The sequence below is a fragment of the Robiginitalea sediminis genome (assembly GCF_002198115.1).
Lineage (GTDB): Bacteria > Bacteroidota > Bacteroidia > Flavobacteriales > Flavobacteriaceae > Robiginitalea > Robiginitalea sediminis.
On record NZ_NGNR01000001.1, the window covers coordinates 730,215 to 755,445 of the forward strand.

Annotated in this window: 25 protein-coding genes; 15 read left to right on the plus strand and 10 right to left on the minus strand. The window is 53.9% G+C overall.

Translation table 11 applies throughout. The annotated features are described in order from the left end of the window. Positions 1-225: a hypothetical protein gene (locus CA832_RS03255; RefSeq protein ID WP_088340738.1), complete on the minus strand. Its 225-nt coding sequence runs from the start codon at positions 223-225 to the stop codon at positions 1-3. 252 nt (positions 226-477) lie between these two features. On the opposite strand from CA832_RS03255, the gene CA832_RS03260 reads away from it, so the two are divergent. The 6 genes from CA832_RS03260 (at position 478) to CA832_RS03285 (ending at position 7,441) form a co-directional block, all read left to right on the plus strand. Continuing rightward, a complete protein-coding gene (locus tag CA832_RS03260; protein ID WP_088340739.1) occupies positions 478-1,782 on the plus strand; it encodes a branched-chain amino acid transport system II carrier protein in 1,305 nt (434 codons plus the stop codon). Between the two features lie 58 nt (positions 1,783-1,840). After that, complete coding sequence (locus tag CA832_RS03265; protein ID WP_088340119.1) at positions 1,841-2,395, plus strand: CopD family protein; 555 nt, start codon at positions 1,841-1,843, stop codon at positions 2,393-2,395. A gap of 142 nt (positions 2,396-2,537) precedes the next feature. Continuing rightward, the gene (locus tag CA832_RS03270) at positions 2,538-3,956 is read left to right on the plus strand and encodes a sensor histidine kinase (RefSeq protein ID WP_088340120.1); all 1,419 of its coding nucleotides are present in this window, start codon (positions 2,538-2,540) and stop codon (positions 3,954-3,956) included. Positions 3,957-3,959: 3 nt separating this feature from the next. After that, positions 3,960-4,742, plus strand: a complete 783-nt coding sequence (locus CA832_RS03275) for an enoyl-CoA hydratase/isomerase family protein (protein WP_088340121.1) — start codon at positions 3,960-3,962, stop codon at positions 4,740-4,742. Positions 4,743-4,758: 16 nt separating this feature from the next. Continuing rightward, the gene (locus CA832_RS03280) at positions 4,759-6,312 is read left to right on the plus strand and encodes a hypothetical protein (protein WP_088340122.1); all 1,554 of its coding nucleotides are present in this window, start codon (positions 4,759-4,761) and stop codon (positions 6,310-6,312) included. Between the two features lie 52 nt (positions 6,313-6,364). Beyond that, positions 6,365-7,441: a PA0069 family radical SAM protein gene (locus CA832_RS03285; RefSeq protein ID WP_088340123.1), complete on the plus strand. Its 1,077-nt coding sequence runs from the start codon at positions 6,365-6,367 to the stop codon at positions 7,439-7,441. Between the two features lie 6 nt (positions 7,442-7,447). Here the strand turns inward: CA832_RS03285 and CA832_RS03290 are convergent, their stop codons facing one another. The 4 genes from CA832_RS03290 to CA832_RS03305 form a co-directional block, all read right to left on the minus strand. Continuing rightward, positions 7,448-8,869 (minus strand): Gfo/Idh/MocA family protein, encoded by a 1,422-nt coding sequence (locus CA832_RS03290; RefSeq protein ID WP_088340124.1) that lies wholly within the window; start codon positions 8,867-8,869, stop codon positions 7,448-7,450. An 87-nt stretch (positions 8,870-8,956) separates the two neighbouring features. Further along, entirely contained in the window at positions 8,957-9,613 is a 657-nt protein-coding gene (locus CA832_RS03295) for an HD domain-containing protein (protein ID WP_088340125.1), read from the minus strand. Further along, positions 9,610-10,347 (minus strand): lysophospholipid acyltransferase family protein, encoded by a 738-nt coding sequence (locus tag CA832_RS03300; RefSeq protein WP_088340126.1) that lies wholly within the window; start codon positions 10,345-10,347, stop codon positions 9,610-9,612. The genes CA832_RS03295 and CA832_RS03300 overlap by 4 nt, the downstream gene beginning before the upstream one ends. A gap of 64 nt (positions 10,348-10,411) precedes the next feature. After that, entirely contained in the window at positions 10,412-10,822 is a 411-nt protein-coding gene (locus tag CA832_RS03305; RefSeq protein WP_088340740.1) for a BrxA/BrxB family bacilliredoxin, read from the minus strand. Positions 10,823-10,944: 122 nt separating this feature from the next. Between CA832_RS03305 and CA832_RS03310 the strand changes: the two genes are divergently transcribed. The 4 genes from CA832_RS03310 to CA832_RS03325 all read left to right on the plus strand — a co-directional run bounded on the left by CA832_RS03310 (position 10,945) and on the right by CA832_RS03325 (position 14,442). Further along, on the plus strand, positions 10,945-11,670 hold the full coding sequence (locus CA832_RS03310; RefSeq protein WP_088340127.1) for a TerB family tellurite resistance protein: 726 nt from the start codon (positions 10,945-10,947) through the stop codon (positions 11,668-11,670). A gap of 22 nt (positions 11,671-11,692) precedes the next feature. After that, complete coding sequence (locus CA832_RS03315) at positions 11,693-12,280, plus strand: HupE/UreJ family protein (RefSeq protein WP_088340128.1); 588 nt, start codon at positions 11,693-11,695, stop codon at positions 12,278-12,280. A gap of 103 nt (positions 12,281-12,383) precedes the next feature. Continuing rightward, positions 12,384-12,836: a deoxycytidylate deaminase gene (locus tag CA832_RS03320; protein WP_088340741.1), complete on the plus strand. Its 453-nt coding sequence runs from the start codon at positions 12,384-12,386 to the stop codon at positions 12,834-12,836. Position 12,837: 1 nt separating this feature from the next. Continuing rightward, positions 12,838-14,442 carry a S41 family peptidase gene (locus tag CA832_RS03325; RefSeq protein ID WP_088340129.1) on the plus strand — a complete coding sequence of 535 codons (1,605 nt, stop codon included), beginning with the start codon at positions 12,838-12,840 and terminating at the stop codon, positions 14,440-14,442. Here the strand turns inward: CA832_RS03325 and CA832_RS03330 are convergent. Beyond that, positions 14,439-14,642 carry a hypothetical protein gene (locus tag CA832_RS03330; protein WP_088340130.1) on the minus strand — a complete coding sequence of 68 codons (204 nt, stop codon included), beginning with the start codon at positions 14,640-14,642 and terminating at the stop codon, positions 14,439-14,441. The two genes, CA832_RS03325 and CA832_RS03330, sit on opposite strands and share 4 nt — an antisense overlap. A 16-nt stretch (positions 14,643-14,658) precedes the next feature. Next, positions 14,659-15,237 carry a MarC family protein gene (locus tag CA832_RS03335; RefSeq protein WP_088340131.1) on the minus strand — a complete coding sequence of 193 codons (579 nt, stop codon included), beginning with the start codon at positions 15,235-15,237 and terminating at the stop codon, positions 14,659-14,661. A 108-nt stretch (positions 15,238-15,345) separates the two neighbouring features. Between CA832_RS03335 and CA832_RS03340 the strand changes: the two genes are divergently transcribed. Next, positions 15,346-15,915 (plus strand): DUF3109 family protein, encoded by a 570-nt coding sequence (locus tag CA832_RS03340; RefSeq protein WP_088340132.1) that lies wholly within the window; start codon positions 15,346-15,348, stop codon positions 15,913-15,915. Here the strand turns inward: CA832_RS03340 and CA832_RS03345 are convergent. Both CA832_RS03345 and CA832_RS03350 read right to left on the minus strand, forming a co-directional pair. Then, the gene (locus tag CA832_RS03345) at positions 15,905-17,839 is read right to left on the minus strand and encodes a tetratricopeptide repeat protein (RefSeq protein ID WP_088340133.1); all 1,935 of its coding nucleotides are present in this window, start codon (positions 17,837-17,839) and stop codon (positions 15,905-15,907) included. The two genes, CA832_RS03340 and CA832_RS03345, sit on opposite strands and share 11 nt — an antisense overlap. A 14-nt stretch (positions 17,840-17,853) precedes the next feature. Further along, on the minus strand, positions 17,854-18,588 hold the full coding sequence (locus tag CA832_RS03350) for a LytR/AlgR family response regulator transcription factor (protein ID WP_088340134.1): 735 nt from the start codon (positions 18,586-18,588) through the stop codon (positions 17,854-17,856). A gap of 321 nt (positions 18,589-18,909) precedes the next feature. On the opposite strand from CA832_RS03350, the gene CA832_RS03360 reads away from it, so the two are divergent. The 4 genes from CA832_RS03360 (at position 18,910) to CA832_RS03380 (ending at position 23,749) form a co-directional block, all read left to right on the plus strand. Then, entirely contained in the window at positions 18,910-19,098 is a 189-nt protein-coding gene (locus tag CA832_RS03360; RefSeq protein WP_088340136.1) for a hypothetical protein, read from the plus strand. Continuing rightward, positions 19,098-19,688: a hypothetical protein gene (locus CA832_RS03365; protein ID WP_143542325.1), complete on the plus strand. Its 591-nt coding sequence runs from the start codon at positions 19,098-19,100 to the stop codon at positions 19,686-19,688. The genes CA832_RS03360 and CA832_RS03365 overlap by 1 nt, the downstream gene beginning before the upstream one ends. A 478-nt stretch (positions 19,689-20,166) precedes the next feature. After that, positions 20,167-21,153, plus strand: a complete 987-nt coding sequence (locus tag CA832_RS03375) for a ribonucleotide-diphosphate reductase subunit beta (RefSeq protein ID WP_088340139.1) — start codon at positions 20,167-20,169, stop codon at positions 21,151-21,153. 109 nt (positions 21,154-21,262) lie between these two features. Then, positions 21,263-23,749, plus strand: a complete 2,487-nt coding sequence (locus CA832_RS03380) for a ribonucleoside-diphosphate reductase subunit alpha (protein WP_088340140.1) — start codon at positions 21,263-21,265, stop codon at positions 23,747-23,749. Between the two features lie 568 nt (positions 23,750-24,317). Here CA832_RS03380 and CA832_RS03385 read toward each other — a convergent pair. Further along, positions 24,318-25,223 carry a hydroxypyruvate isomerase family protein gene (locus CA832_RS03385; RefSeq protein ID WP_088340141.1) on the minus strand — a complete coding sequence of 302 codons (906 nt, stop codon included), beginning with the start codon at positions 25,221-25,223 and terminating at the stop codon, positions 24,318-24,320. Positions 25,224-25,231 lie beyond the last annotated feature (8 nt).

The following is a 25,231-nucleotide window of genomic DNA, read 5'->3' on the forward strand; positions in this document are numbered from 1 at the left end:
TCAGGCTACCTGCTGCTGGGGTGCAGACAGATGTTTTTTGCGGTAGATATACTCCAGGGTTTTGTTGATTTCCCGCAGCTCGGGAGTCAGGGAGCTGAGGTTGCCACTCACATCTGTGGTGACTTGTTTTCCGCAATGGACGCAGGAGTATTCCTTAATATGGGAGGTAACTCTTTTGGAAACTGCGAAGTGATGGCCGAATAGGGTGCAGAACATTTTTTTCATGCTGGGTAGGTTTTTCTTGGGGCTCACTGCTGGCCGGCTCTGGGAAACTGCCGGAGGGGGTCGGCAAGAGTTGGGGTTTAATCAATAGGCAATCCGAAACGTTTATGACCTAACGCCATGGGTGTCAGATTTATTGGGCAAAGCGGTTGATTTTTTATATTTTTTCGACCACTGGTGCAAAAGGGGTTGCCGCAAGGAGGACCCGGAGCCAGCGCGCCCTTGCAGACAAGGGATGGCATTAACCCGTTGCAGGTGTTTAAAAAACGATTGGTTTGGATTCTGGGGCTGGCGCTTTTTTCGCTCTTTTTCGGGGCGGGCAACCTCATCCTTCCCCCCCAAATCGGATTCCTGGCGGGCCCGGAGTGGTGGCTGGTGGGCCTGGGGTTTACCATTTCGGCCGTGCTTATACCGATGCTTGGGATTCTGGCCCATGCGCGCCTGCAGGGTACCATGTTCGACTTTGCCAAAAAGGCCTCCCCCGCCCTCAGCCTGGTGTACTGTTACCTGATCTATGGGATTGCCCTGGGCCTCCCGGCCCCCCGGACAGCCTCGGTGACTCATGAAATGGCCATAGCCCCCTTCTTTAACCTCCCGCCTGTTGCGACAAGCCTGGGGTATTTCGGCCTTGTATTACTGTTTGTCATTAACCGCTCCAAGGTGAGTTCCCTTATCGGGAAATGGCTTACCCCGGTTATCCTGGCGGTACTCCTCCTGCTAATCGGGAGTATCACCCTGTACCACGGCGGTGCCCTGGGGCCTTCTACTTTCGAGAATTCGGTAAGTGCCGGAATCCTGGAAGGATACCAAACCTTCGATGCCATTGGCGCCGTGGTCATAGGTGGGGTTATCCTTATTTCCCTTAATCTGGAGGCCCCTGGCCTGGACTTTAAGGAGCGATTCCGAACCATTGCGGGGGCCGGCTTCCTGGCTGCCCTGGCCCTGATGCTCCTCTATGCTGGTTTGATCTATTCAGGAGCGCTCATGTTTGGGGAGGCCGAGGCAGGGATAACCCGGACCGGGTTGCTTCGGGCACTTTCCGTCCGGGCCCTAGGCCCTGGGGGGCAGGTTTTCCTGAGCATCCTGATCGGGCTTGCCTGTTTTACCACGGCAGTAGGGATAGTGACCGGGGCTTCGGACTTTATCAAGGATCGTTTCGGCGGTTCCCAAAAGGCCTATCTCGTGACGGCCATCCTGGGTTGCCTGGCCGGGGTGGTGATGGGCCAACTGCCGGTTGGCCTGATTATAGCGGTAGCCTTGCCCGTACTCATGCTGGTGTATCCCCTGACCATCGTGCTGATCTTTATGAATGTGATTCCACCGACGTGGGCCCCGGCTTTTGCCATGCGGGTGGTCTGCGGGGTTACCTTGCTTTTCAGCCTGCCGGACTTCCTGGGAAGCCTGGGCCTTTGGGAGGGAGGAAACCTCCCCCCGGCCCTATCGGCAATCCCCCTGGCGGGGTACCAGATGGGGTGGCTCCTGCCCGCGCTTGTGGCTTTTGGCCTGACGCATCTCTGGTTCGCGGTACGACCTAAAGCCAGCATGGAGCAAGGAACCTGACAAAAGGCATTTTTTGACAGGCGCAGAAAACGTATGTTTGGAGTGAAATTCAAATCCCATGGCTGAATACTACAACTACATCAAATCCCTGCACCTGATTTTTGTGATCACCTGGTTTGCAGGGCTCTTTTATATGCCCCGCCTTTTTATCTACCACATCGAGTCCAAGGACAAGCCCAAAGCGGCGGCCGATGCCCTGGCCTCCCAGTTCCGCATCATGGAACGGCGGCTGTGGAATATCATCACCTGGCCCTCTGCCGTGCTCTGTACCCTGACTGCCCTTATGCTGCTGCATATCATGCCGGATTGGCTGTACCAGCCATGGATGTGGGTCAAACTCGGGTTTGTGGTGCTCCTTATAGTCTACCACCTGGTCATGCACCTGATGTATCTGGAATTCCAGCGGGAGGCTTACAAATACACGTCCCAGTATATGCGCATCTGGAATGAAGGGGCAACTATGATTCTGTTTGCGGTAGTCTTCCTGGCCATCCTCAAGAATGCTATCGATTGGATCTACGGCCTGGTGGGGATGGTGGTCCTCGCGGCACTGATCATGCTAGGCATTAAGGTCTACAAGATGGTCCGCGAACGGGAAGAAGCCGATTCCTGACCCGCTTTTCATTCTAATTAAATTTTGCCCTTTTGGTAATCGGCACGCACCAAGGGTTTGGTGCGATTATTGCTATCTTTAGAAGGTAAACGCAGTCCCCTTGTTCAAGAAGATGTCATTGCGGTCGAGGATCTTTATCTCCATGATCCTCCTGGTGCTGATCGCTTCGGTGCTGATTGCCGGGGTTACTGTGTACCAATACCGGGAGCAGTCCCGGGACTATCACGACAACCGCCTGGAACGGAAGGAGGAGCAGATCCGCCAGGCCATTACCTTTACCCTTCAGCGCACCACGTATCCGGTAACCACCGAAAACCTGGCGCTCATTTTCAAGGACGAGATCTACCGGATTGCCATCATTGAAAATGCCAATTTCAACCTGTACGACCTGGATGGGCAGCTGCTCAAGAGCTCCCGGCCCAAGTTCGACAACGATTCGGTGTCACTCTGCCTGGAGCCCCATGTCCTCAATGCCCTGCGCGGCAGTATAGATAAGCGCTACGTAGAGGCCAGCGCCGCGGCGGGGGACCATTACCAGGCCTCGTATACCTACATCCTGGATGGGAAATTCAAGCCTATAGGCATCCTCCACCTGCCGTATTTCGAGGAGAATTCCTTTTACGATATGGAATTGCAGGAGTTCCTTTTCCGCCTGGGGGGCGTTTATCTGCTCATGCTCCTCAGCGCCATTGCCCTGGCCTACTTTATCTCCAAGTATATCACCCGGTCTTTAAAAACCATTTCGGAAAAACTCACCCAGACGCGTCTGGCCCGGACCAATGAAAAAATCTTTTTGGAGGACCCCAGCCAGGAAATCGCCGGGCTGATTGCGGCTTATAACGGGATGATAGATGAATTGGAGCTGAGCGCGGCCAAACTGGCCCGGGGCGAGCGGGAACAAGCCTGGCGCGAAATGGCCAAGCAGGTGGCCCATGAGATCAAAAACCCGTTAACCCCCATGCGGCTGAGCGTACAGAGTTTCGAGCGGAAATTCGACCCGGAGGACCCGGAGGTCCGTGCCAAGGTTACCGAGTTTGCCAAAACCCTCATCCAGCAGGTAGACACCCTGAGCAGTATTGCTTCGGCCTTCTCCAACTTTGCCAAGATGCCCGCCCAGCAGAATGAAACGCTCAATGTGCCCGAAATCGTAAAGCTGGCTCTGGACATTTTTAACGAGCCCTACATCCATTTCATGACCGATACCGAGGAACTCGTCGCCAAAATGGACCGTACCCAGCTCATCCGGGTGGTGACCAACCTGGTGAAGAATGCCATCCAGGCGGTTCCCGATGTGGAACACCCCCGCATCCTGGTTTCCGTAGCAGGGGAGCCCCAATGGGTAAAGATCATGGTGGCAGACAATGGGGTAGGCATTGCGGATGCCAACCGAGACAAGATTTTTGAGCCGAAATTCACGACCAAATCCAGCGGGATGGGCCTGGGCCTGGGCATGGTGAAAACCATAGTGGAGACCTACGGGGGTTCCATTACCTTTACCTCCCAGCAGGGCAAGGGGACGGTCTTTACTGTTCGCCTGCCGCGAATCCAAACCAAAGCATAACCGATGAAACTCAAAAACGTAAAAGTCAAGCTGAAAGGGGCCGTGGCCCAGGTGTTAATTGACCGCCCCAAGAAATTAAATGCCCTTAACCGGGAGACCATTTCGGAATTGCACCAGGTTTTTGCGGACCTGGACGCGGATTCGGAAGTGCGCGCCATTGTCCTCCGCGGCAGCGGCCCGAAGGCCTTTGTGGCAGGGGCCGACATCGCTGAATTTGCCTCGTTTTCCACCAAGGAAGGCAAGAAGCTCGCAGCCGTTGGCCAGGAGGAACTCTTCGACTTTGTGGAACAGCTCAGTACGCCAGTCATTGCCGCCATCAATGGGTACGCCTTGGGCGGCGGCCTGGAACTCGCCATGGCCTGCCACATCCGGGTGGCCAGCCATAATGCCCGCCTGGGCCTGCCTGAGGTATCCCTGGGCCTTATCCCTGGCTACGGGGGGACCCAGCGCCTGCCCCAGCTCATCGGGAAGGGGCGCGCCATGGAACTGATTTTTACAGCGGGGATGATCGAGGCGGAGCGCGCCCAGGAGTACGGTCTGGTCAACCATGTAACAGCCCTTGAGGACCTCGATGCCTATTGCCTGAAGATGGCGGAGCGCATTGCGAAAAACGCCCCAACCGCCATCGCGCATGCAATAAAAGCCATAAATGCGGGTTTAAGGAGTAGCGACGCCGGGTATAAGGCCGAAATTGAACATTTTGGCAAGTGCTTCGGGACAGACGACTTCAAGGAGGGCACCCAGGCTTTCCTGGAGAAGCGGAAGCCCGATTTTCCGGGTCGCTGACTTCAAAGGATCCATTATGAAACACGTGCTCCGGTTTTGCGGTGCTTTCTTCCTGGCGCTCGCCGTTCATGGGCAGGAGATGCCCGTGGACTATCAGTTCGGCGAAAAATATAACGATCGGTATAGGTATTCCAACCTCATGACCTTCTCAGAAGCGGGTTCCGGAAATATCCTTTTGGTGCGGGCGTATTACACCGGGCTTATCCTTAAGCCAAAAGGCTATTTTATAGAACGCTACAACAGCGATCTTGAACTGATAGATGAATACAATTACAAGTTCCGGGATGGGGAGTTTGTGGATGGGTTCACGGCAAACGGCCAACTATATCTTTTGTTCCTGGAGTATGATCCCGAACGGCTGAGCTACACCTATTCGGTCCATGGTAGCCCCATTGGAGGATTTGAGTTCAGCAGGCGGGAATTGGTGACCATCCCATCGGTCTATGTTGAGAACCCCCTGGATAAGAATTACTACAACCGGAATTTTAACTCGGGCTTTTCCACCACGGTCCTCTTCGACCGCGACAAACGGGCGTTCGCCATCAGCCTCCATTACAAGAAGGGCAAAGACAACCGCCACCGTATCCTGGTCTACAATTATAACCTCAGCCCCATTCTCGACACGGACTTCTCCGCGGAGATAGAGGAGAAGAACTACGCCTTTGAGGGGTTGCAGATGTCACCGGATTTTTCGGCAGCCTACCTCATCGGGAAGGCCTATTTCAAAAAGCGGCGGTTCAAGGCCGAGGAGCGCCGGTTTCAGTACGAACTTGTGAAGCTCTCTTCTGCGGGAGCCCTATCGGCCAGCTACGATGAGCCGGGCAAATTTGCCGAGGCTCTCAAGCCCATCTGGAAGGGAGATAAACTGGTATGCGCCGGGTTTTATGCAGACCGTAAGGACAACCGCTACAACGGGCTGCAGTATTTTGAGGTGGACCCTGAGACCCTCGAGGCAGGTCCCATCCGATACAACCCGTTTTCAGAGCAGTTTATGTTCGACAAATTCGGGACCGAGGAAGAGAAAGTGGTCAAGAACCTCATCTTTAAGGATGTGCGCTTTGACGCTTCGGGTGCCCTGCTTTTCAATGCGGAAGAGTATTTCGTGACCCGCAGTATTGAAATGAACGCCAGTGGGGGCCGTGTGCAGATCGAGCGCTTCCACCACAATGATATCGTGAGTGTAAAACTCGACCCTCAGGGGGGGCTGGTCTGGGCCCGGAATATCAACAAAACCGAGGTGACCCAGAACGATGGGGCGTACGCTTCCTACAGCGCGTATACCAAAAATGGCAATACATACTTCTTCATCAGTACGGCATCGGACAACCCCCAACTGCTCAACAATGAGCGCCTGATTTTCCGCCAGGGTCTGGGCCGGAACCGCAATGTCTTCCTGATTCGCCTGGACCCCGCGGGCAAGCTCAGTTACGAGAAAATTATAGACCAGGAAGAGGCCCGGCTGCCCCTGATGGTCTCCAAGCCCCTGGTTCTGGAGTCGGACGACACCCTCTACTTCTACGCCAAAAGGGGAACTAAGAAGCAGCTGGTCTCGGTGCATATCCAGGGATAGTCACTTCAAAAATAGGATAATATCCATATATTTGGATAAATTCCTATTTTCAATGTCCAAATCCAACCCAAGGCACCTGAAAGGAAGGGGGGCGCAAAGCCAGGTCCCGAACCGCTTTGAGGCCCATACCCACGAATGGCTTCCCGAATTCCTGGAACACTGCAGCAGGGAAGAAGAGGACCTGCAACCGACTACCCAGGTGACCCGCGTCTTTCCCAAAACCATTGTAAACAAGGTGGAGAGCCCGGATGTGCGCATGCCCTACAGCATGAACCCATACCAGGGCTGCGAACATGGCTGCGTTTACTGCTATGCCCGGAATACCCACGAATACTGGGGCTACGGGGCGGGGCTCGATTTCGAATCGAAAATCCTCGTAAAGGAACGGGCCCCGGAGCTCCTGGAGGCCTTTCTGAGGAAACCCAAATGGAAGGCCGTGCCCATTGTGCTATCCGGCAATACAGACTGCTACCAGCCTCTGGAGCGCAAATTCCGGCTTACCCGGGCCTGCCTTGAAGTGTTTCTGCGCTACCGGCACCCCGTTGGGATCATTACCAAAAATGCCCTGGTACTCCGCGACCTGGACCTGCTCCGGGAACTCCACCGCCATAACCTGGTTGCGGTGCACATTTCCCTGACCACCCTGCAGGAACCGCTGCGGGGCATGTTGGAACCGCGAACGGCCAGCGCGGCCAAAAGGTTAAAGACCATCGAGGCCCTTTCTGCAGAAGGCATCCCGGTAAGCGCCATGCTGGCCCCCATCATCCCGGGGTTAAACAGCCATGAACTCCTGGACCTCGCCAGGGCTGCTTCGGAGCGGGGGGCACGCTCCTTTGCCTACACCGTAGTACGGCTCAACGGGGCCATTGGTCCCTTGTTTGCCCAGTGGCTGGAACGCACCATGCCGGACCGGGCTGCCAGAATCCTGTCGCAGGTTAGGGCCTGCCACGGCGGTAACCTTCACTACAGTCGCTTTGGGGTGCGGATAAAGGGTGAGGGTCCGGTATCCGAACAAATCCGGCAGATGGCTGCGCTGGCCAGACAAAGGTTCTTTAAGGACAGAGCAATGCCCGAGTTAAACACTACCCAGCACGCCGCCTGGAAGACGGGCCAGTACGCCTTGTTTTAGAACAGTTTAGCCGAGTTCCCAGCCTTTACGGTAGGACCCTTGTACCCATTCGTTCCCAAGGTCGAAGTTGGTGACGCGCATATTTGCGCCGTCCCACATGATCTTTTTCCGGCCCGGGTATTCGAAGTACGGCCGTCCGTTGCGCTCGTTTATTCGCTGCACCTTGTGCTGGTATGCCCGAATGGCCAGGTTCCCCATAAGCACGGACTCGGTGAGTTTCCCGGCACGGGAGAAGGGTGAAGAGGGGGTGCCATTGCCCATACAGGCGTCTACCCAATTCTTCTGGTGGCCACCCGTACCGCCTTCAATCCGGGGCAGGGTAGGCTCAGGCGGGTTCATCAGCCCCATGAGTTCGGAGGGCAGCAACCGCGCATTGCGGGAGTAGGTATCGGCAACCAGGATGCCCCGGGTGCCATAAAAGATGCTTCCCCCGCCATTGTCCCCAATGGTTTCGCCGTCCTTGAGTTCATCCGGGAGGTCTGGTTTAAGCCCCCCGTCGTACCAGTTCAGCTCAATCTCGCCATGGGCAGGCGTGTCGAACTTCAACCTTACGATAGAGGAGGAGGGGCAGGAGGCGCTGTAGTCTGCTTCTACAAAATCTCCCACCCAGTTGGTGGTACAGCTGGCCTCGGCTTCGGTGGGGTACCCCAGGTCCAGGACGCTAAAGGGGGTTTCCATGATGTGGCAGCCCATATCGCCCAGGGCGCCGGTGCCAAAATCCCACCATCCGCGCCATTTAAAGGGGAGGTAGGCATCGTTGTAATCGCGCATGGCGGCCGGGCCCAGCCATAGGTCCCAGTCCACCTCCGGCGGCACCGGGTGCTTTTCGGTTGGCAGGGGGATGCCCTGTGGCCAGACCGGGCGGTTGGTCCAGCAATCTACCTTGTACACTTCACCCAGCAGGCCGGCATCGACCCATTCGCGGGCCTGACGGCTCCCGTCGCTGGAAGCCCCCTGGTTGCCCATCTGGGTCACAATGCCCATTTCTTCTGCTACGCGGGTCATAAGGCGCGCTTCCCTGATGTTGTGGGTAAGCGGCTTTTCCACGTAGGCGTGTTTTTTCTCCCGCATAAACGGGAGGGAGATGGCTGCGTGGGTGTGGTCCGGGGTGGCCACCATAATGGCATCGATATCCTTCAGATGGTTTTGAAAGACCTTGCGGAAATCCTTGTATCGCTTTACATCCGGGTAGGCCTTGTAGGTGTCCGCAGCCCGTCGGTCGTCTACATCGCAGAACGCTACGTACTTCACCTTCCCGGTGTCGTCCAGGCCGCGCATAACACCGGCGCCCCTTCCGCCCACACCAAAGGCGGCAATATAGAGGGTGTCGCTGGGGGCCACGTGTTTTTTGCCCAGTACGTAGGAAGGTACAATGGAGAAGGCTGCCGATGCGGCTGCCGTGCGTTGCATAAAGGTTCTTCTTTGCATGGATTTCCGGGTTTGGTTCGCCCAGGAAGATACGAATTCCCGGGAAGTAACGACAGGCCCGAAATGAGGGAAAACAACCGGATCGGGTCAGGCCCGTCCGTTCCATTCCGCATAGAAATGCTCCAGGTACTGCAGCATAAAAGCATGGCGTTCCCGGGCCAGTTCTTTCCCGGTTTGGGTATGCATCCGGTCCTTGAGGAGCAAGAGTTTCTCGTAGAAATGGTTCAGGGTGGGCCCCTCCGATTTTTTGTAGGCTTCTTTGGTCAGGTCCGTCTGGGGCGGGATATCCGGGTCGTGTAATGGACGGTTGCGAAAGCCGCCATAGTTAAAAGCCCGGGCAATCCCGATAGCCCCGATGGCATCCAGGCGGTCTGCATCCCGGACCACAAAGAGTTCGTCGGACTCGAAGGAGGGAGGTCCTTCCAGGCTGTTCTTAAAGGAAATGTGCCGGATAATGTCCACCACGTGTTGCCGTACCCGCCCGGGTACCGGCAGGGTTTTCAGAAAGGCCTCGGCCCTGGCCGGGCCAACGCTTTCGTCCCCGTTATGGAATTTGGCATCCGCAATATCGTGGAGCAGCGCTGCCAGGCTTACCACCAGCAGATCGACCTTTTCGTCCCGTGCAATCCGCAGGGTATTGTTAAACACCCGCTGGGTGTGGAACCAGTCGTGCCCCCCTTCGGCTCCTACGAATTGTTCTTTTACAAAAGCAATGGTCTTCTCTACAATCTCGCTATCGGTCATTCGGGGTAGTTTACGGCTTGTGTGATGGTTTTCTCCATGTCTGCCAGGGCAGCTTCGTCCATGTCGCGTACCCGGATGGGAGCGTGCACCAGGTATTTTACATGTACCCCAAGCCCGTTAGGAAAGGACCCGTACCGGAAGAGTTTCCAGGAATTGTTAATGGTCACAGGTACCACCCATGCCGAGGGGGCATGCTCCATGAGGACCTGCAGCCCATAGGTTTTAAAGGGCTTTGGCTGGCCGGTTTTGGACCGGGTGCCTTCCGGGAAAATGACGGCGCTGCGGCCATGGCGTTCAATATATGCCCCCAGGGCGCTTAGGGCTGCGTAGGCCTGTTTCCGGTCGCGCCTGTCGATAAGGGCAGAGCCCCCGTGCCGCAGGTTGTACGATACACTGGGGATCCCTTTCCCCAATTCCTTTTTACTGACGAATTTCGGGTGGTATTTCCGGAAATACCAGATAATAGGCGGAATATCGTACATACTCTGGTGGTTGGTCACCAGGATCAGCGGCCCGTGTTCCGGCAGGGGGGTGGTGTAGCGGATGGAGTATCGCGTCCCCAGCAGGTGGGTACATCTCATAATGCAGAGGTTTAGCAGACTCACACTCCTTTTATGGGCTTCATACCCCAGCAGGTTCAGGCATATCCATTGCACGGCATGGAATACCACCAGGACCAGCCCGAAACACAGGAGGTAGAGTGCCGTAAGCGGATATGCGAGCAGGCGTGCCATAGTGCAAAAATAAAAAACCGCTGCATCCAGCGGTTTTTTTAAAGGAAATGAAAACAGGAAACGGTTAACAGAACTCGTCGTAGGCCTGGATGAGGTTTTCGGCAATCATCTCGGCCGGCCGGCCTTCAATATGGTGGCGTTCAATCATGTGGACCAGTTCCCCGTCCTTAAACAGCCCCATGCTGGGGGAAGAAGGAGGGAAGGGGACCATGAGGTTGCGCGCCGCATCTACGGCTTCCCGGTCTACGCCGGCAAATACCGTGATAAGGCGATCCGGGGTTTTCCCGTTCCGCAGGCTCAGTTTGGCTGCCGGCCTCGCATTGGCTGCCGCACACCCGCAAACCGAGTTGACCACCACCAGGATGGTGCCGGGTTGATTTATGGCTGCTTCTACAGCTTCTGCCGTGAAGAGTTCCTCGAATCCGGCCATCGCCAGATCTTCACGCATAGGTTTTACCAATTCCGCAGGATACATAGCACTTCTTTTAATGGTTTGCGCAAAGGTATAAAAAGCGAAGGATACCACCATAGCCTGAGGCAGGACCCACCCCGCCCACAGATCGGGCCCAAAGCAGTATCTTTGGCAAAAATTTCAGGATGCTGAAGTGGTTCGGGGCCTTTCTTGGGTATATGTTTCTGCGCTTGCCGGGGGCTATTCTAGGGTTTTTGCTGGGGAGCCTGGCCGATGGGATGAACACCGGCAGCAAGACTGTGTTCCGGGATTTTTCGCGTCCCCATGTGTCCCCTGCCGATTTCGAGCTCAACCTGCTTTCGCTTTGTTCCATCGTTATTAAGGCAGACGGCAACGTAAGCCAGCAGGAGCTGGACTACGTCCGCCGGTATTTTTTAAGCACCTATGGAAAGGAGAAGGCCAATGCCATCTTCCGGACCTTTAACGAGGTAATCAAAAAACGCGAGATTTCCGCCCGGCGGATTTGCGCCTATCTCAATGAACGAACGCGCTATGAGGTACGGCTGCAGCTGGTGCATTTCCTGTTCGGGATTGCCGGGGCCGATGGTTCCGTGGGCAAGGCAGAGGTGGAAAAAATCCGCGAGATAGCCGGATACCTCCGCCTGGGGGCTTCCGATTTTGAGAGTATCAAGGCGATGTTTGTCCGTTCTGCGGATACGGCCTATACCATTTTGGAAATCCCGCGCAGCGCATCGGACGAAGAGGTGAAGAAGGCGTATCGCACCATGGCTAAAAAGTACCACCCGGACCGTGTGAATACGGAAGATGAGGCTATCAGGAAGGGTGCCGAGGAAAAATTCAAAGAGGTGCAAAAGGCCTACGAAACCATTCAAAGGGAACGGGGGCTTTAGTTTTTTACAAACGGATCGATCTATGGAGAATTTCGGGTTTTATGGCGAATTGGGACTGCTGCATGTCCTGGACCCCCAGGGCTACGACCACGTCCTCTTCCTTATTGCCCTGGCATTGCCTTTCGGGTGGGGGCAGTGGAAACGGGTATTCTGGCTGGCAACCCTCTTTACGGCAGCGCATTGCCTCTCCCTTGGGCTGGCCGCTTTTGAGGTAGTCCAGGTAGATTCAGGTATTGTGGAGTTCCTGATCCCGGTGACCATTTTCCTTACCGCCTTGTTCAACCTCTTTCTTACCGCCCCTTCGGCACAGCAGGATGCAGCGTTCCGGACACACCTGGTTTCCACGGGCCTTTTCGGGCTGATCCACGGCCTGGGGTTTTCCAATTACTTCAGGATGCTTATGTCCGGGGAAACGGAGAAAGCCGGCCCCCTTTTCGGATTTGCCATGGGGATTGAAGCAGCCCAGTTACTTGTGCTGGTGGTTGTTTTAACCTTATCCTACCTGGTACTGGACCGGTTGGGGGTTTCCCGAAAAGGGTTTATCCGGATAGGCAGCGCTGGGATTATGGCTGTTTCCCTTATGCTGATTTTCAGGGCCTGGCCCTTCTGATTTTCACTAAAAATTAACCGTCTACAGGTTGTAGGGCGTCCCGAAAGCCGGTATATTCGTGCTTGGACGGTTCGGAAAGGGAACCGGGATCAACGAATACCAAGTGAAGCAACGGAAACAGGAAAAATACGATAAGGCCTATCTGAGGATGGCCCACGAATGGGGCAAACTATCCTATTGCAAGCGCAAACAGGTCGGGGCCATTATCGTTAAGGACCGGATGATCATCTCAGACGGGTATAACGGAACCCCAACGGGCTTTGAGAATTATTGCGAGGACGATGCAGGGTACACCAAGTGGTATGTCCTCCACGCAGAGGCCAATGCCATTTCCAAGGTGGCTTCCAGCACCCAGTCCTGCCAGGGAGCCACGCTCTATATCACGCTTTCCCCCTGCCGGGAATGCAGTAAACTCATCCACCAGTCCGGCATCCGGCGGGTGGTGTACCAAAAGGCGTACAAGGACGGGTCCGGGCTGGAGTTCCTGGCGCGTGCCGGGGTGGAGCTCACCCATATGCCGGTAATCGATTCTTCCGTAGCCATAAGCGAAGACTAACTTGAAGAGAAGCTATTATATAGGTCCGGCCATCGTGGCCCTTGCCCTTGCCCTCGGAATTTTCATTGGGGGCAAGCTGCACTTTAACGATACCCCGGAGCGGCTCTTCACCACCAATTCCAAAAAGGACAAGCTCAACCGCCTTATCGACTACATCGACTACGAATATGTAGACGAAGTGGATACAGACAGCATTGTGGATATTACCGTCAATAATATCCTGGACAAACTGGACCCCCATTCGGTCTATATCCCGAAGTCTGAAATGAAGCGGGTCTCCGAGAACATGAAAGGGGATTTTGTGGGCATCGGAATCAATTTCTATAAATATCGCGACACGATTACCGTTACCCGGACCATCCGCGGCGGGCCAAGCGCCAGGGCAGGGCTTATGCCCGGGGACAAAATCCTGATGGCAGACAACGATACCCTCCACAGCAAGCAACTGGCCGATTCCGATATCGTATCCCGCCTGAAAGGGCAGGAAGGATCTTCCGTAACCCTCACCGTTTACAGACGTACCGAAGACCGCACCTTCAAAGTGGATCTGCGGCGCGACCATGTTCCCATCCGAAGCATAGACGCCTATTACATGCTTACCCCGGACATGGGCTATGTACGGATGAACCGTTTTGCGGAGTCTACGCACGATGAATTCCGGGAAGCCCTCAGGGATTTACTGGCCCGCGGGGCCGAAAAACTCACCCTGGACCTCAGGGACAACCCCGGGGGGTACCTGAATGTTGCGGAACATATAGCCGATGCATTCCTGCCCAAAGGAAAACTCATCCTCTTTACCCGGAATAAAAAGGGCCAGGTAGACTCTACCTATGCCACGGCCCGGGGCCGCTTTGAGAACCGCCCGGTCTATGTCCTCATTAACGAGCGTTCCGCATCGGCCTCCGAGATCATCGCCGGGGCCCTGCAGGACAACGATATCGGGACCATAGTGGGCCGCCGTTCCTTCGGAAAAGGCCTGGTGCAACGGGAAATGGACCTCGGAGATGGGTCGGCCGTCCGGCTCACCGTTTCCCGATATTACACTCCCACGGGCAGGTCCATCCAGCGCAATTACAGCAATGGGAGCGAGGACTATTACGAACAGTATACGAGGCGGTTCCACTCCGGGGAACTCAGCTCGGTAGACAGTATCCGGGTAGCCGATTCCCTGAAATTCAAAACCCCGGGGGGTAAAACCGTTTATGGGGGAGGGGGTATTATCCCGGATGTTTTTGTGCCCATAGGCAGCAACGAAGAGGAGGCCATTTCGGCCCTGGACAACAGGGGGTATTTCTCGAGTTTTGTTTTCAATTATCTGGAGGAGGACCGCACCCTCTTTGAAGGGTACGATGCGGCCCGCTTTTACCGGGAGTACCAGGTGGATGATATTCTGTTCGACCGCCTGGTGGGGTTCCTTACGCGGTTTAACCTGAATATGAACTACTACGATTACGAGGAGCGCCTGAAAGCGTACATCAAGGCGGGAATCGCCGAACAACTCTTCTCACCTGACCTGAAGGCGCAGATTCTGGCGCCTTACGACAACATGCTCATTAAAGTACTGGAGTTGGATGAGCCCCAGGTAACTGAAGACCCCGGACTTTAGTCGTCCTCTATTTTCTTCTGAATTTTTCGTGAAGTCTGAAAAATGATCAGTAGCACCAGGGCACAAAGGGCGGCCATGATGCCGATCAGCGCAATCATACTATCTCCCTGGAATGGGTTTTGCAGGTCCAGCATGGTGGCGTTATAGGCCATAAGCCCAAGGCATGCGAGGACGAGGATGGTAAGGAGGATTTTGTTCATGGCAAATGCGTTTGGTCTACCCGGCAAACAACCCCTGAATATTCGATGCGAACAGCTTAACGGCGATGGCCATAAGGACTATCCCGAATACTTTGCGGATGATGCTAAGCCCGCTGGGGCCCAGGAACCGCTCAATGCGGGTGGAGGTTTTAAGTACGATGTAGACAATGATAATATTGATGACAATGGCAATGGCAATATTGACCACCTGGTATTCGGCACGCAGCGAAAGCAGGGCGGTGAGGGTGCCTGCCCCGGCAATAAGGGGGAAGGCCAGGGGTACGATGGATGCCGAATGGGGCTCGTCGTCCTTGTAGAGGGTAATCCCCAGGATCATTTCAATGGCCAGGAAGAAGAGCACAAAGGAACCGGCCACGGCAAAGGAATTTACATCAATCCCAATTAGTTTAAGGATTTTATCCCCTAGGAAAAGGAAGGCAAGCATGATCCCGGCGGCCACGATGGAGGCCTTTTCCGATTGGATGTGGCCCACCTTGCTCCGAAGCGAAATCACAACAGGGATACCCCCCACGATGTCGATAACGGCAAAGAGGATCATGGTTGCGGAGGCAATCTCGCGGAAATTCAGTTCCATAATTCAGGAATTTCTGCCGCAAAGGTATGGCATCTACAGGATACGCAGGAGGCGGCCGGGCATAAAATCCGCTGCAATGCGATATCTTTGGACCCAAGAACCGCACCTATGTTCGAACTCGGGAAGACAGTTGTTTCGGAGGAAATCCTCGAGGAGGCTTTTGTATGTGATTTGAATGCCTGTAAGGGGGCATGCTGCGTAGACGGGAATGCCGGGGCACCCCTTGAGGCTTCCGAGACCGAAATCCTCGATACCCATTTCCAGGATATTAAACCCTTTTTGCGCCCGGAAGGGGTACAGGCTATTCAGGAGCAGGGCACCTTTATAAAAGGCTCGGACGGCGATTGGGAAACCCCCCTGGTAAACGGGAAGGAGTGCGCCTACACGATCTTCGAGGATGGCAAAGCCCTCTGCGGTATCGAGGCGGCTTACAATGCCGGAGCCATCGGTTGGAAAAAGCCGGTTTCCTGCCATCTCTACCCGGTTCGCGTCAGGCATTACACCTCCCTGACCGCCGTAAACTATCACCGCTGGCATATCTGCAGCCCTGCCTGCAGCCTGGGGGAAACCCTCAAAGTACCTGTGTACCGGTTTGTGCGCGAGGCCCTGATCCGGAAATTCGGGGAGGAGTGGTACCAGGAACTGGAAGAGGCGGCCAAGGCCTATCTCAAACCGTAGGAATCTGCAAACGCACCTGCGTGCCGGCCGGGTTGCCCTCTTCATCGAAAAGGTCTTCCATGGTCATCTGGTAGGTGTTCTGGTAGTCCTTTGAGAAGTTGGCCATCCGCTCTTTGGTGATTTCAAGGCCCAGGGATTTGCGCTTGAGCACGCGTCGTTCCTTTAGGGTGTGGGCCGCGTCCCTGCCAATCCCATTATCCGTGATGGTAATCTCGATATAGCCCGGGGCAGCTTGTCCTACATTCAGTCGGAGGATTTTGGCCCCCTCTTTTGAGGACAATCCATGCCAGAGTGCATTTTCAAGAAAAGGCTGGAGGATAAGCGAAGGGATGCGCACCAGTTCTGTGTTTATTTCAGGATCTACGTTTATCGAAAAGTCAATTTCATTATTGAAACGGATATTCTCGATATTCAGGTACAGTTCCACGGTTTCGAGTTCTTCGCTCAGGGGGATCTCCCGCATGGCAGAGGCTTCCAGGATTTTGCGCACCAGTTTGGAAAATTTATTCAGGTAGTGGACCGCATTCTTCTGTTCGTTGTTGATGATGTACAACTTAATGGAGTTTAGCGAATTGAACAGGAAATGCGGGTTCATCTGACTGCGGAGCATGCTTTGCTCGAGGGTAAGGACCTTTTTCTCGCTGTTGAGCTGGTACTGCCGGTAAAGGATATACAGGATCAGGATGAAGAGGGTCAGAAGCAGCGCGCCTACGAGCAGGGTAGTGCGGTTGCGGCGCAATTCCATTTTGATGATTTCATTCTCCGCCGAGATCAGTTCCACCTGGCTCTGCCTGCGTTCCTCTTGGGAGCGGGAAATGGATTCGAAGACGTACCGGCGGTTGAGGTCGTTGGAGATCATCCTCCGGGCACTTTGCGCCTTCTTGTAATATTCCAGGGCCTGCTGGTAGTTGCCTTCTGCCTCGTAGATATCGTGCAGAAAGGTATTCCCCTGGTGGATGTTGCTCTGTAGCCCTCTTTCCTCCGAAATCCTAAGCCCTTCAATAAGATTTGCCCTTGCGCCTGAAAAATCTTTGAGCCTGCTTTGGGCCCACCCCATCTGGATATAGACAGATGATAAAACTTCGGGGTCGTTTAATTTAAGGGCTTTGGGGAGGGCCTCCGTAAGGAGAACCATTGCCTCCCACTCCCGCTCCTCATGGGCAAGGACATGGGCCATGCCGTATTTGTTAACCACCTCGATCCGGTCCGACCCAACAACCTCATTGACTTCCAGAGATTTCTCATAGTGGTTCGTGGCATCTACCAGCAGCCCCAGTGCCTCGTAGCATTCGGCAAGGTTCTGGTGGTTGATGGCCTGACCTTCGAGGTTGCCGAGCTCGGTATCAAGATGAAGGGATTGTTCGAAATGGGTAATGGCCAGCTCGTATTGCTCCAGAAGGCGGTAGATGTTCCCAATCCCGTTGATGGCGATATTGATCTGGGTTTGCAGGACCCTGTCGGGTTCGGGAAAAGATTCGGCAAGGTTCTGGGCCGTTTGAAAGTTGTCCAGGGCAGCTTTTATTTCCTCGGAGCTCAAGAATAAGACTCCGAGTTGATTGTGGATCAGTACCTGTAATAACCGGTTTTCTGATGCCTTAGCCTGCTGAAGGGCTTTGTTGTAATATCCCTCCGCCTGCTCGGCCTCGGAGGTTTCCCGTAAGCGCGCGCCATACTTCAGGTATGCATAGGCCAGCCCTTCCCGGTAGGCCTTCAGTTCGCATTGGCGGATAAAATAGGACAGCAGGAGGGTATCCCCGGAATAGGGTTCCAGGGCTTCCTCAATTTTCCGGATATCTGTGGGTGCCTGGGCTACCAGGTCCCGCGCCACATCCTTGAAGGAATCCGCAATGGTGACCTGGGCCTCTAATACCAACGGACTGCACCATAGTGCCAGTACGAAAAAGGAGAAGAATACGCGGGCCATTAAGGAAAAGGGGCTTACATCAGGTCCAGAAAATCCGATTTCTTCTGACGGGAAACCGGAATCTTGTGATTCGATTTCAGGATGACATACCCGTCCGTTTTCAGGAATTCCCTGATTTTATTCAGGTTGATAATATACGAATTATGAATCCTGAAGAAGGTGTCCGAGGGCAGGATTTCACCCACTTCCTTTAATTTTTTGGTAAGGACAATCTTTTGGCCGTCGGCCAGGTACACCGTGCTGTAATTCCCGTCCGATTCGGCATAGAGGATATCATCATTATCCAGGAACATCAGTTTTCCGTCTGTATTGAGGGTAATCCTGCGGTTGGCGGATTTGGCATTCCTGCTTAGCAGGAGCCGCTCCAGCTTATCGGCGGTTATCTGCCGGGCCGCGTGTTTGCGGATTTTGGCGATGGTCTCGTTCAGGTCGTCCGAGTCTATGGGCTTTAGCAGGTAATCGATAGCCTCGTTCTTCAGGGCCTTGATGGCGTACTGGTTGTACGCCGTGGTAATAACCACAGCGATTTCCTTGTTTTGCATTTTCTGGATAAACTGGAACCCGTCCATGGCGGGCATTTCGATATCCAGGAAAACGCAGTCCGGTTGGTTTTTATCCAGATAGCCAAGCGCTTCAAAGGGGTCGGTGAACATGGCAACCACCGAGATCTCATTGGAGAAGTGGGTCAGTTCCCATTTCAGGCTTTGCAGCGCTTTCTCTTCATCGTCGACAATTACAGCCTCTAACATCGGGATATACAATGTAATACATCAAAGAAAATAAAAATATACGGGACCATACCGTTTACATGCCGAAGTTGTGCGCGTAGCCCGATTTCCGTTATGGATGGTATGGATTGGCCTAAAGCTGGCTTGGGATATACAGGGAGCAGAGGGGGCTTGCGCAACGCCTGAAAACCGTAAAGTGCTGAAATTAAACCAAGTGTATTCGTTTTCCTGGAAAAAAAGCGTTATGCCGATTATACAGGATTTCATGCCGATTATACAATTTGGCCTTGACCCCTACTACAGCGGGCATACTTTGGCTATGGATTTTATCCGTACCCAGTTATGAAACGATGTGTGTTTTATTTTCTCGCCTTACTCGTTGCCTTATGGGTAGCTATGGCTACCGGGGCTTTTGTGCCGGCGGGGACAGAAGGGTACAGGGCTACTCCGGAGGCGGCTCTCAACACCAATGGCGACCAGGAGTTGATTGCCCTTGAGGCCGTCGTCCAAAAGGAAAAGAATCGTCACTAATGCAGCGCAGGCGTAAACAATATCTCAGAGCGGGGCTTTTGCTTTCGGCAGTATTCGTACTGGTGGTGGCGGTTTCCTATACGCTGCCCGGAAGTCCTGCCTATTCCGGTGGTGCAGAAAAGGGCACGTACCGGGTTACCTCGGAGGTCGCAGGAGAAACCACCAGTATAGAAGGCTATGTCTTTTTTGAGATCAGCGAACCCGAGATAGGAGGCTACTCCTCTCCGGTTTTCAAGCTGCATTTTATCAGCCCGGAGGACAGCGACGGTCGGGGCATCGGTTTTATGATACCTTTAGGAGCAGACCGGACACCCATTGGGGTGGAAGAATACCGCGTAGCCAGTGCAGACAAGAGTTTTCTGAAGCCTTCCGAATCGGTTTATGGCTATGCAGACCTGGCGGGGTCCGAAGGGTCCCTTTTCCTTACGGAATCCGGTGGGATCTCCATCCGGCACGTTTCTGAACTGGAAGTAGCCGGGGATATGGATTTAATGTTAAAAGATCACAGTGGTCAGCAGATGCGTCTGGAAGGAAGCTTCCATGCCCGTTTGCTGCAATCGAGTTCAGGCCGCTTTCAGGCGACCTTTTGAAATAGTGTCAAACGTAAAGTACGGCCTCAAGCGTTTGTTATGAGAGTAACAGCTACGTTGGGCGTATTGTTATCCTGGCATTGCCCGGGCCAGTTTCTGGCCAGGGGTAAAGGTTCGATTTTAGGTTTCGGGGGAACTACCTAGATTGACATCCGGGAGACACATCCAATAGACTACGCCTAGGGGCCGTACGGTTTGACATTTTACAACCAGCAAACAGACCGAACAGTAGGTATTTCCATACTGTTCGGTTTTTTGTTTAATGTCTTCCAGGGAGCCAAAAATTCCGTTGTTTTTTTCAGCATCCGCATCGTCCGTACTGCGGCCCGTTAGCTTAGATTTCAACAGTTTGTGTTAAAAACTTTGAAGCGTGCGTGCCTGAACAGCCTTTATAAATTGAAGTTGTTTTTCAATCTTTGTTAGTCCCTGATCGCAGGAAATTTTTCACGTTACTTTAATACTTAAAATCACCAGAACTATGTCCGTTGCTGAAGAACCTATTTTGAAAGAAAACAAGGATCGATTCGTCCTTTTCCCAATTGAACGTCACGATATCTGGGATTGGTACAAGAAACAGGAAGCTTGTTTTTGGACAGCAGAGGAGATTGACCTTCAGCAGGACCTTACCGACTGGAACAATAAGCTCAACGACGACGAGCGCTATTTTATCAAACACATCCTGGCCTTTTTTGCCGCATCGGATGGTATCGTGAACGAAAACCTGGCCGAGAACTTCGTCAGCGAAGTGCAATACACCGAGGCAAAGTTCTTTTACGGGTTCCAGATTATGATGGAGAACATCCACTCGGAGACCTACTCTCTGTTAATCGATACCTATGTGAAGGACGAAAAGGAGAAAAATACCCTTTTTAAGGCCATTGAGAACTTCGAAGCCATCAAAAAGAAGGCAGATTGGGCCCTCAAGTGGGTGGAATCGCCCAGCTTTGCAGACCGCCTTATCGCTTTTGCGGCGGTGGAGGGTATCTTCTTTTCCGGGGCCTTTTGCTCCATCTTCTGGCTTAAGAAACGCGGCCTGATGCCCGGCCTTACTTTTTCCAATGAACTCATATCCCGCGATGAGGGGATGCATTGCGACTTTGCCGTCCACCTGCATAACCACCACCTGGTAAACAAGGTGCCCAAGGACCGCATTACCAAGATCCTCACCAATGCCCTCGATATTGAGCGCGAGTTTATCACAGAGTCCCTGCCCGTTAGCCTCATCGGCATGAACGCAAAGCTCATGACCCAATACCTGGAGTTCGTGACCGACCGCCTGCTGGTGGAACTGGGGTGCGAGAAGGTATACAACGCCACCAATCCCTTCGACTTCATGGATATGATCAACCTTCAGGGCAAGACCAACTTCTTCGAGAAGCGGGTGTCGGAATACCAGAAGGCCGGGGTAATGAATAAAGACCAACACTCCAGCGGGGAAAAAATCAGCTTCGACGCCGATTTCTGATCCGTTCGCAACCAACCCTCCTTTGCGCTCCGGGGCAGGCCCCTTCCGGGGTGCTTTTCAAAGGGAAGGTTCTACCACAACCAACGTATAATTCAATAGCAGCTAAAACATGTTCGTACTAAAAAGAGATGGGAGAAAGGAACCGGTAATGTTCGACAAGATCACCGCCCGTGTCCGTAAATTGTGTTACGGGTTAAACGACCTGGTCGATCCGGTAAAGGTGGCCATGCGCGTCATTGAGGGCCTGTACGATGGCGTTACCACTTCCGAATTGGACAACCTGGCGGCCGAAATTGCGGCTACCCTTACCACCAGCCACCCGGATTACGCCAAACTCGCCGCGCGGATTTCGGTTTCCAACCTGCACAAGAATACCAAGAAGTCCTTCTCTGAGACCATGAAGGACCTCTACGAGTATGTGAACCCGCGTACCGGGAAAAAGGCACCCCTCCTTTCCGATGAGGTTTGGAAGGTAGTGGAAGCCAATGCCGACGAGCTGGATTCCATGATCATCTACAACCGCGACTTTGGCTACGACTACTTCGGGTTCAAAACCCTCGAGCGCTCATACCTGCTGAAGATTAACGGGAATATCGCCGAGCGCCCCCAGCACATGCTGATGCGGGTAGCCGTAGGGATCCACCTGGACGATTTGGCATCGGTCCGGGAGACCTACGAACTCATGTCTAAAAAATACTTCACCCACGCCACCCCTACCCTGTTTAATTCCGGTACCCCGAAGCCCCAGATGTCTTCCTGCTTCCTGCTGACTATGCAAGAGGACAGTATAGACGGCATATACGATACCTTGAAGCAAACGGCCAAAATCTCCCAATCCGCAGGGGGTATTGGGCTGTCTGTCCACAATGTAAGGGCTACGGGATCCTATATAGCGGGCACTAATGGTACTTCCAACGGACTGGTGCCCATGCTGCGGGTTTTCAATGATACGGCCCGATATGTAGACCAGGGCGGAGGGAAGCGGAAAGGAAGTTTCGCGATTTACCTGGAACCCTGGCATGCCGACATCTTCGAATTCCTGGACTTGAAAAAGAACCACGGGAAGGAAGAAATGCGGGCGCGCGACCTGTTCTACGCCATGTGGATTCCGGACCTGTTTATGAAACGGGTGGAGGCCGATGAGATGTGGACCCTGATGTGCCCCAACGAGTGCCCGGGGCTCTATGACAACCACAGCGAGGCCTTCGAATCCCTCTACCTGAAATACGAAGAGGAGGGGAAAGGACGGAAGACCATCAAGGCCCGCGAACTCTGGGAGAAAATCCTTGAATCTCAGATCGAAACCGGGACGCCCTATATGCTCTACAAGGATGCAGCGAACCGGAAGAGCAACCAGAAGAACCTGGGGACCATCCGCTCCTCCAACCTCTGTACCGAAATCCTGGAATACACCTCCAAGGATGAGATTGCCGTTTGCAACCTCGCTTCCATCGCGCTGCCCATGTTTGTGAAAAACGGTACCTTCGACCACAAGGAGCTCTTTAAGGTAACCAAACGCGTGACCCGGAACCTCAACCGGGTGATAGACCGGAACTTCTACCCGGTAAAAGAGGCGGAAAACTCCAATATGCGGCACCGTCCGGTAGGTCTTGGGGTACAAGGCCTGGCCGACACTTTTATCATGCTCAGGCTTCCCTTTACCTCGGACGAGGCCAAGCAACTGAACCAGGAGATTTTCGAAACCCTTTATTTTGCCGCGGCCACCGCATCCATGGAGCTGGCCAAAGAAGAGGGCGCCTACTCATCTTTCAAAGGAAGCCCTATTTCAGAAGGGCTGTTCCAGCACAACCTTTGGGGCATTAAGGATGAAGAACTCTCCGGACGCTGGGACTGGGATAAACTCAGGAAGAGCATTAAGAAACACGGGGTACGCAACAGTTTGTTGGTAGCCCCGATGCCCACGGCCTCTACCTCCCAGATCCTTGGGAACAATGAGTGCTTCGAGCCCTATACCTCCAACATCTATACCCGCCGGGTCCTGTCCGGTGAGTTTATCGTCGTGAACAAGCATCTGCTGGAAGACCTGGTGCGCCTCGGGCTTTGGAACGAGGAGATGAAGCAGGAGCTGATGCGGGCAAACGGCTCTATCCAGAATATAGATGCCATTCCCGAAGATATTAAGGAACTGTATCGGACCGTATGGGAGCTCAGCATGAAAGACATCATCGATATGAGCCGCCACCGGGGGTATTTCATAGACCAGAGCCAGTCCCTGAACCTGTTTATGGAGAATGCCAATTACGCCAAGTTGACTTCCATGCATTTCTATGCCTGGAAAAGTGGCCTGAAGACAGGAATGTATTACCTGAGGACGAAATCTGCGGTAGATGCCATTAAGTTTACCCTGGACAATTCCAAGAAAAAGGAGCAGCCGGAAGCAGAAGTCGCCCAGAGTGCCGAAGTAGCTGCTGTGACTGCTGCCAGCTCTGCCCAGAACCTGAAGGTGGAGACGACCCCTGTACAGCAGGATGTGAACGTAGAACCCATGTCCCCGGAGGAGATGAAGCAACTCATTGCCCAGGCCAAGGCGGCGTCCGGCAAGCCGGATGATGACTGCCTGATGTGCGGCTCTTAAGTTTGGCCGTAACCCGGCCTTTACCCTCGTTGAGAGGATAGTGTTTATTTTCAATAGTGTTACCCCGGTACTTGCCTCAGGCGTGCCGGGGTAAATTTTTTTGGGATGGGAGTTGTAAAAACGGCAAAAACAAACTTTCCGGCTGAGCAGAGGGTGCCGGAAGCAGTTTGTTAGGATAAGGGCCTCAGTCTTTCAGAAAAGGCTGCGCAAGGGTGCGCATCACCACAAAAAGGACGAGGTAACAAGCCAAAATAATAAAATGGTTTTCCATTGCTCGAAGCCACTTTTCTTATATACGTGTGGCACCGGGCTTTTGGATTACCGAATCAGGAAGAAAATTCCTTCACAGCGTCATGTGGTGCGCTATTCCTCCTGGGGAAATGGGGGTAACAGACGAGAGCGATACCGGCGGTATAAGAGGTAGACGGCGAGGTTGGCCGCTGCGTATAGCAGCAAAACAAATAAGTAGGATTCCATGAGGTTTTAAGATTTGGGGCATAAAACAACGATGAAATGTATGTTTTATCCGCCCAATAACCTACTGATTTGCCGGCTTTTCGATGAAATGCTAAGGGTCAACCGCGCGGTAGGCCGCAATGACGGCTTGTTCCCCCGCTTTGTCGGGCTTGGAATTCCCGTGCTCCATCCCCAGGATTCCTCCGAACCCTTTGGCCTTGATCATACGGAACACGTTCTTATAGTTGATCTCCCCGGTGGTGGGTTCTTTCCGGCCCGGGTTGTCCCCGATCTGGAAATAGGCAATTTCATCCCAGAAGGCCTCAATATTCGGGATTAGGTTACCCTCCTGGATCTGCTGGTGGTAAATGTCGAAAAGGATTTTGCAGGATGGGGAGTCCACCGCTTTGCAAAGGGCGTAAGCCTGGTCGGAACGCGTCAGGAAGAGCCCGGGGTGGTCCCTGAAATTCAGGGGTTCCAGGACCATTACCAGGCCATGGGGTTCCAGGATAGCGGCGGCCTGTTTCAGGGCTTCGGTAACATGTGCTGTCTGCCGGCCTATTGACTGTCTCAGGTCCTGGTGGCCCGGTACCACTGTCATCCATTTGGAACCAACGCGTTGGGCCACGGCTACAGAGGCCCGGATCTCATCGAGGAAGCTTTCAAGTACTGACGGGTCGCCGGAAGCGAGGCCAGGCTCGTTCCAGGAGATGGTGTGGGCAACAAAAACACCCATTTCCAGACCGCGCTCTTGCATGACAGCGGCCATGGCTTCTTGTAATTCCACGGGTCTCCCGCCCATCCCGTTGTCTTCGAAGGCCTGGAAGCCCTGGTCCGCCATAAAGCGGAGCTGGTCCAAAGGGTCATCCCCTGCCAGGTGCCGGAACATCCCCAAGTGAGGGGCGAACTTCATCCCGAAAGGGGGTTGCTGTACTGCTGCATGGCCAAAGGACCAGGTGCCCGAGGCGGCAAAGGCAGCCGCCAGCCCTGAATTCCTGACAAAGGTCCTGCGTTTCAAGCCATTGG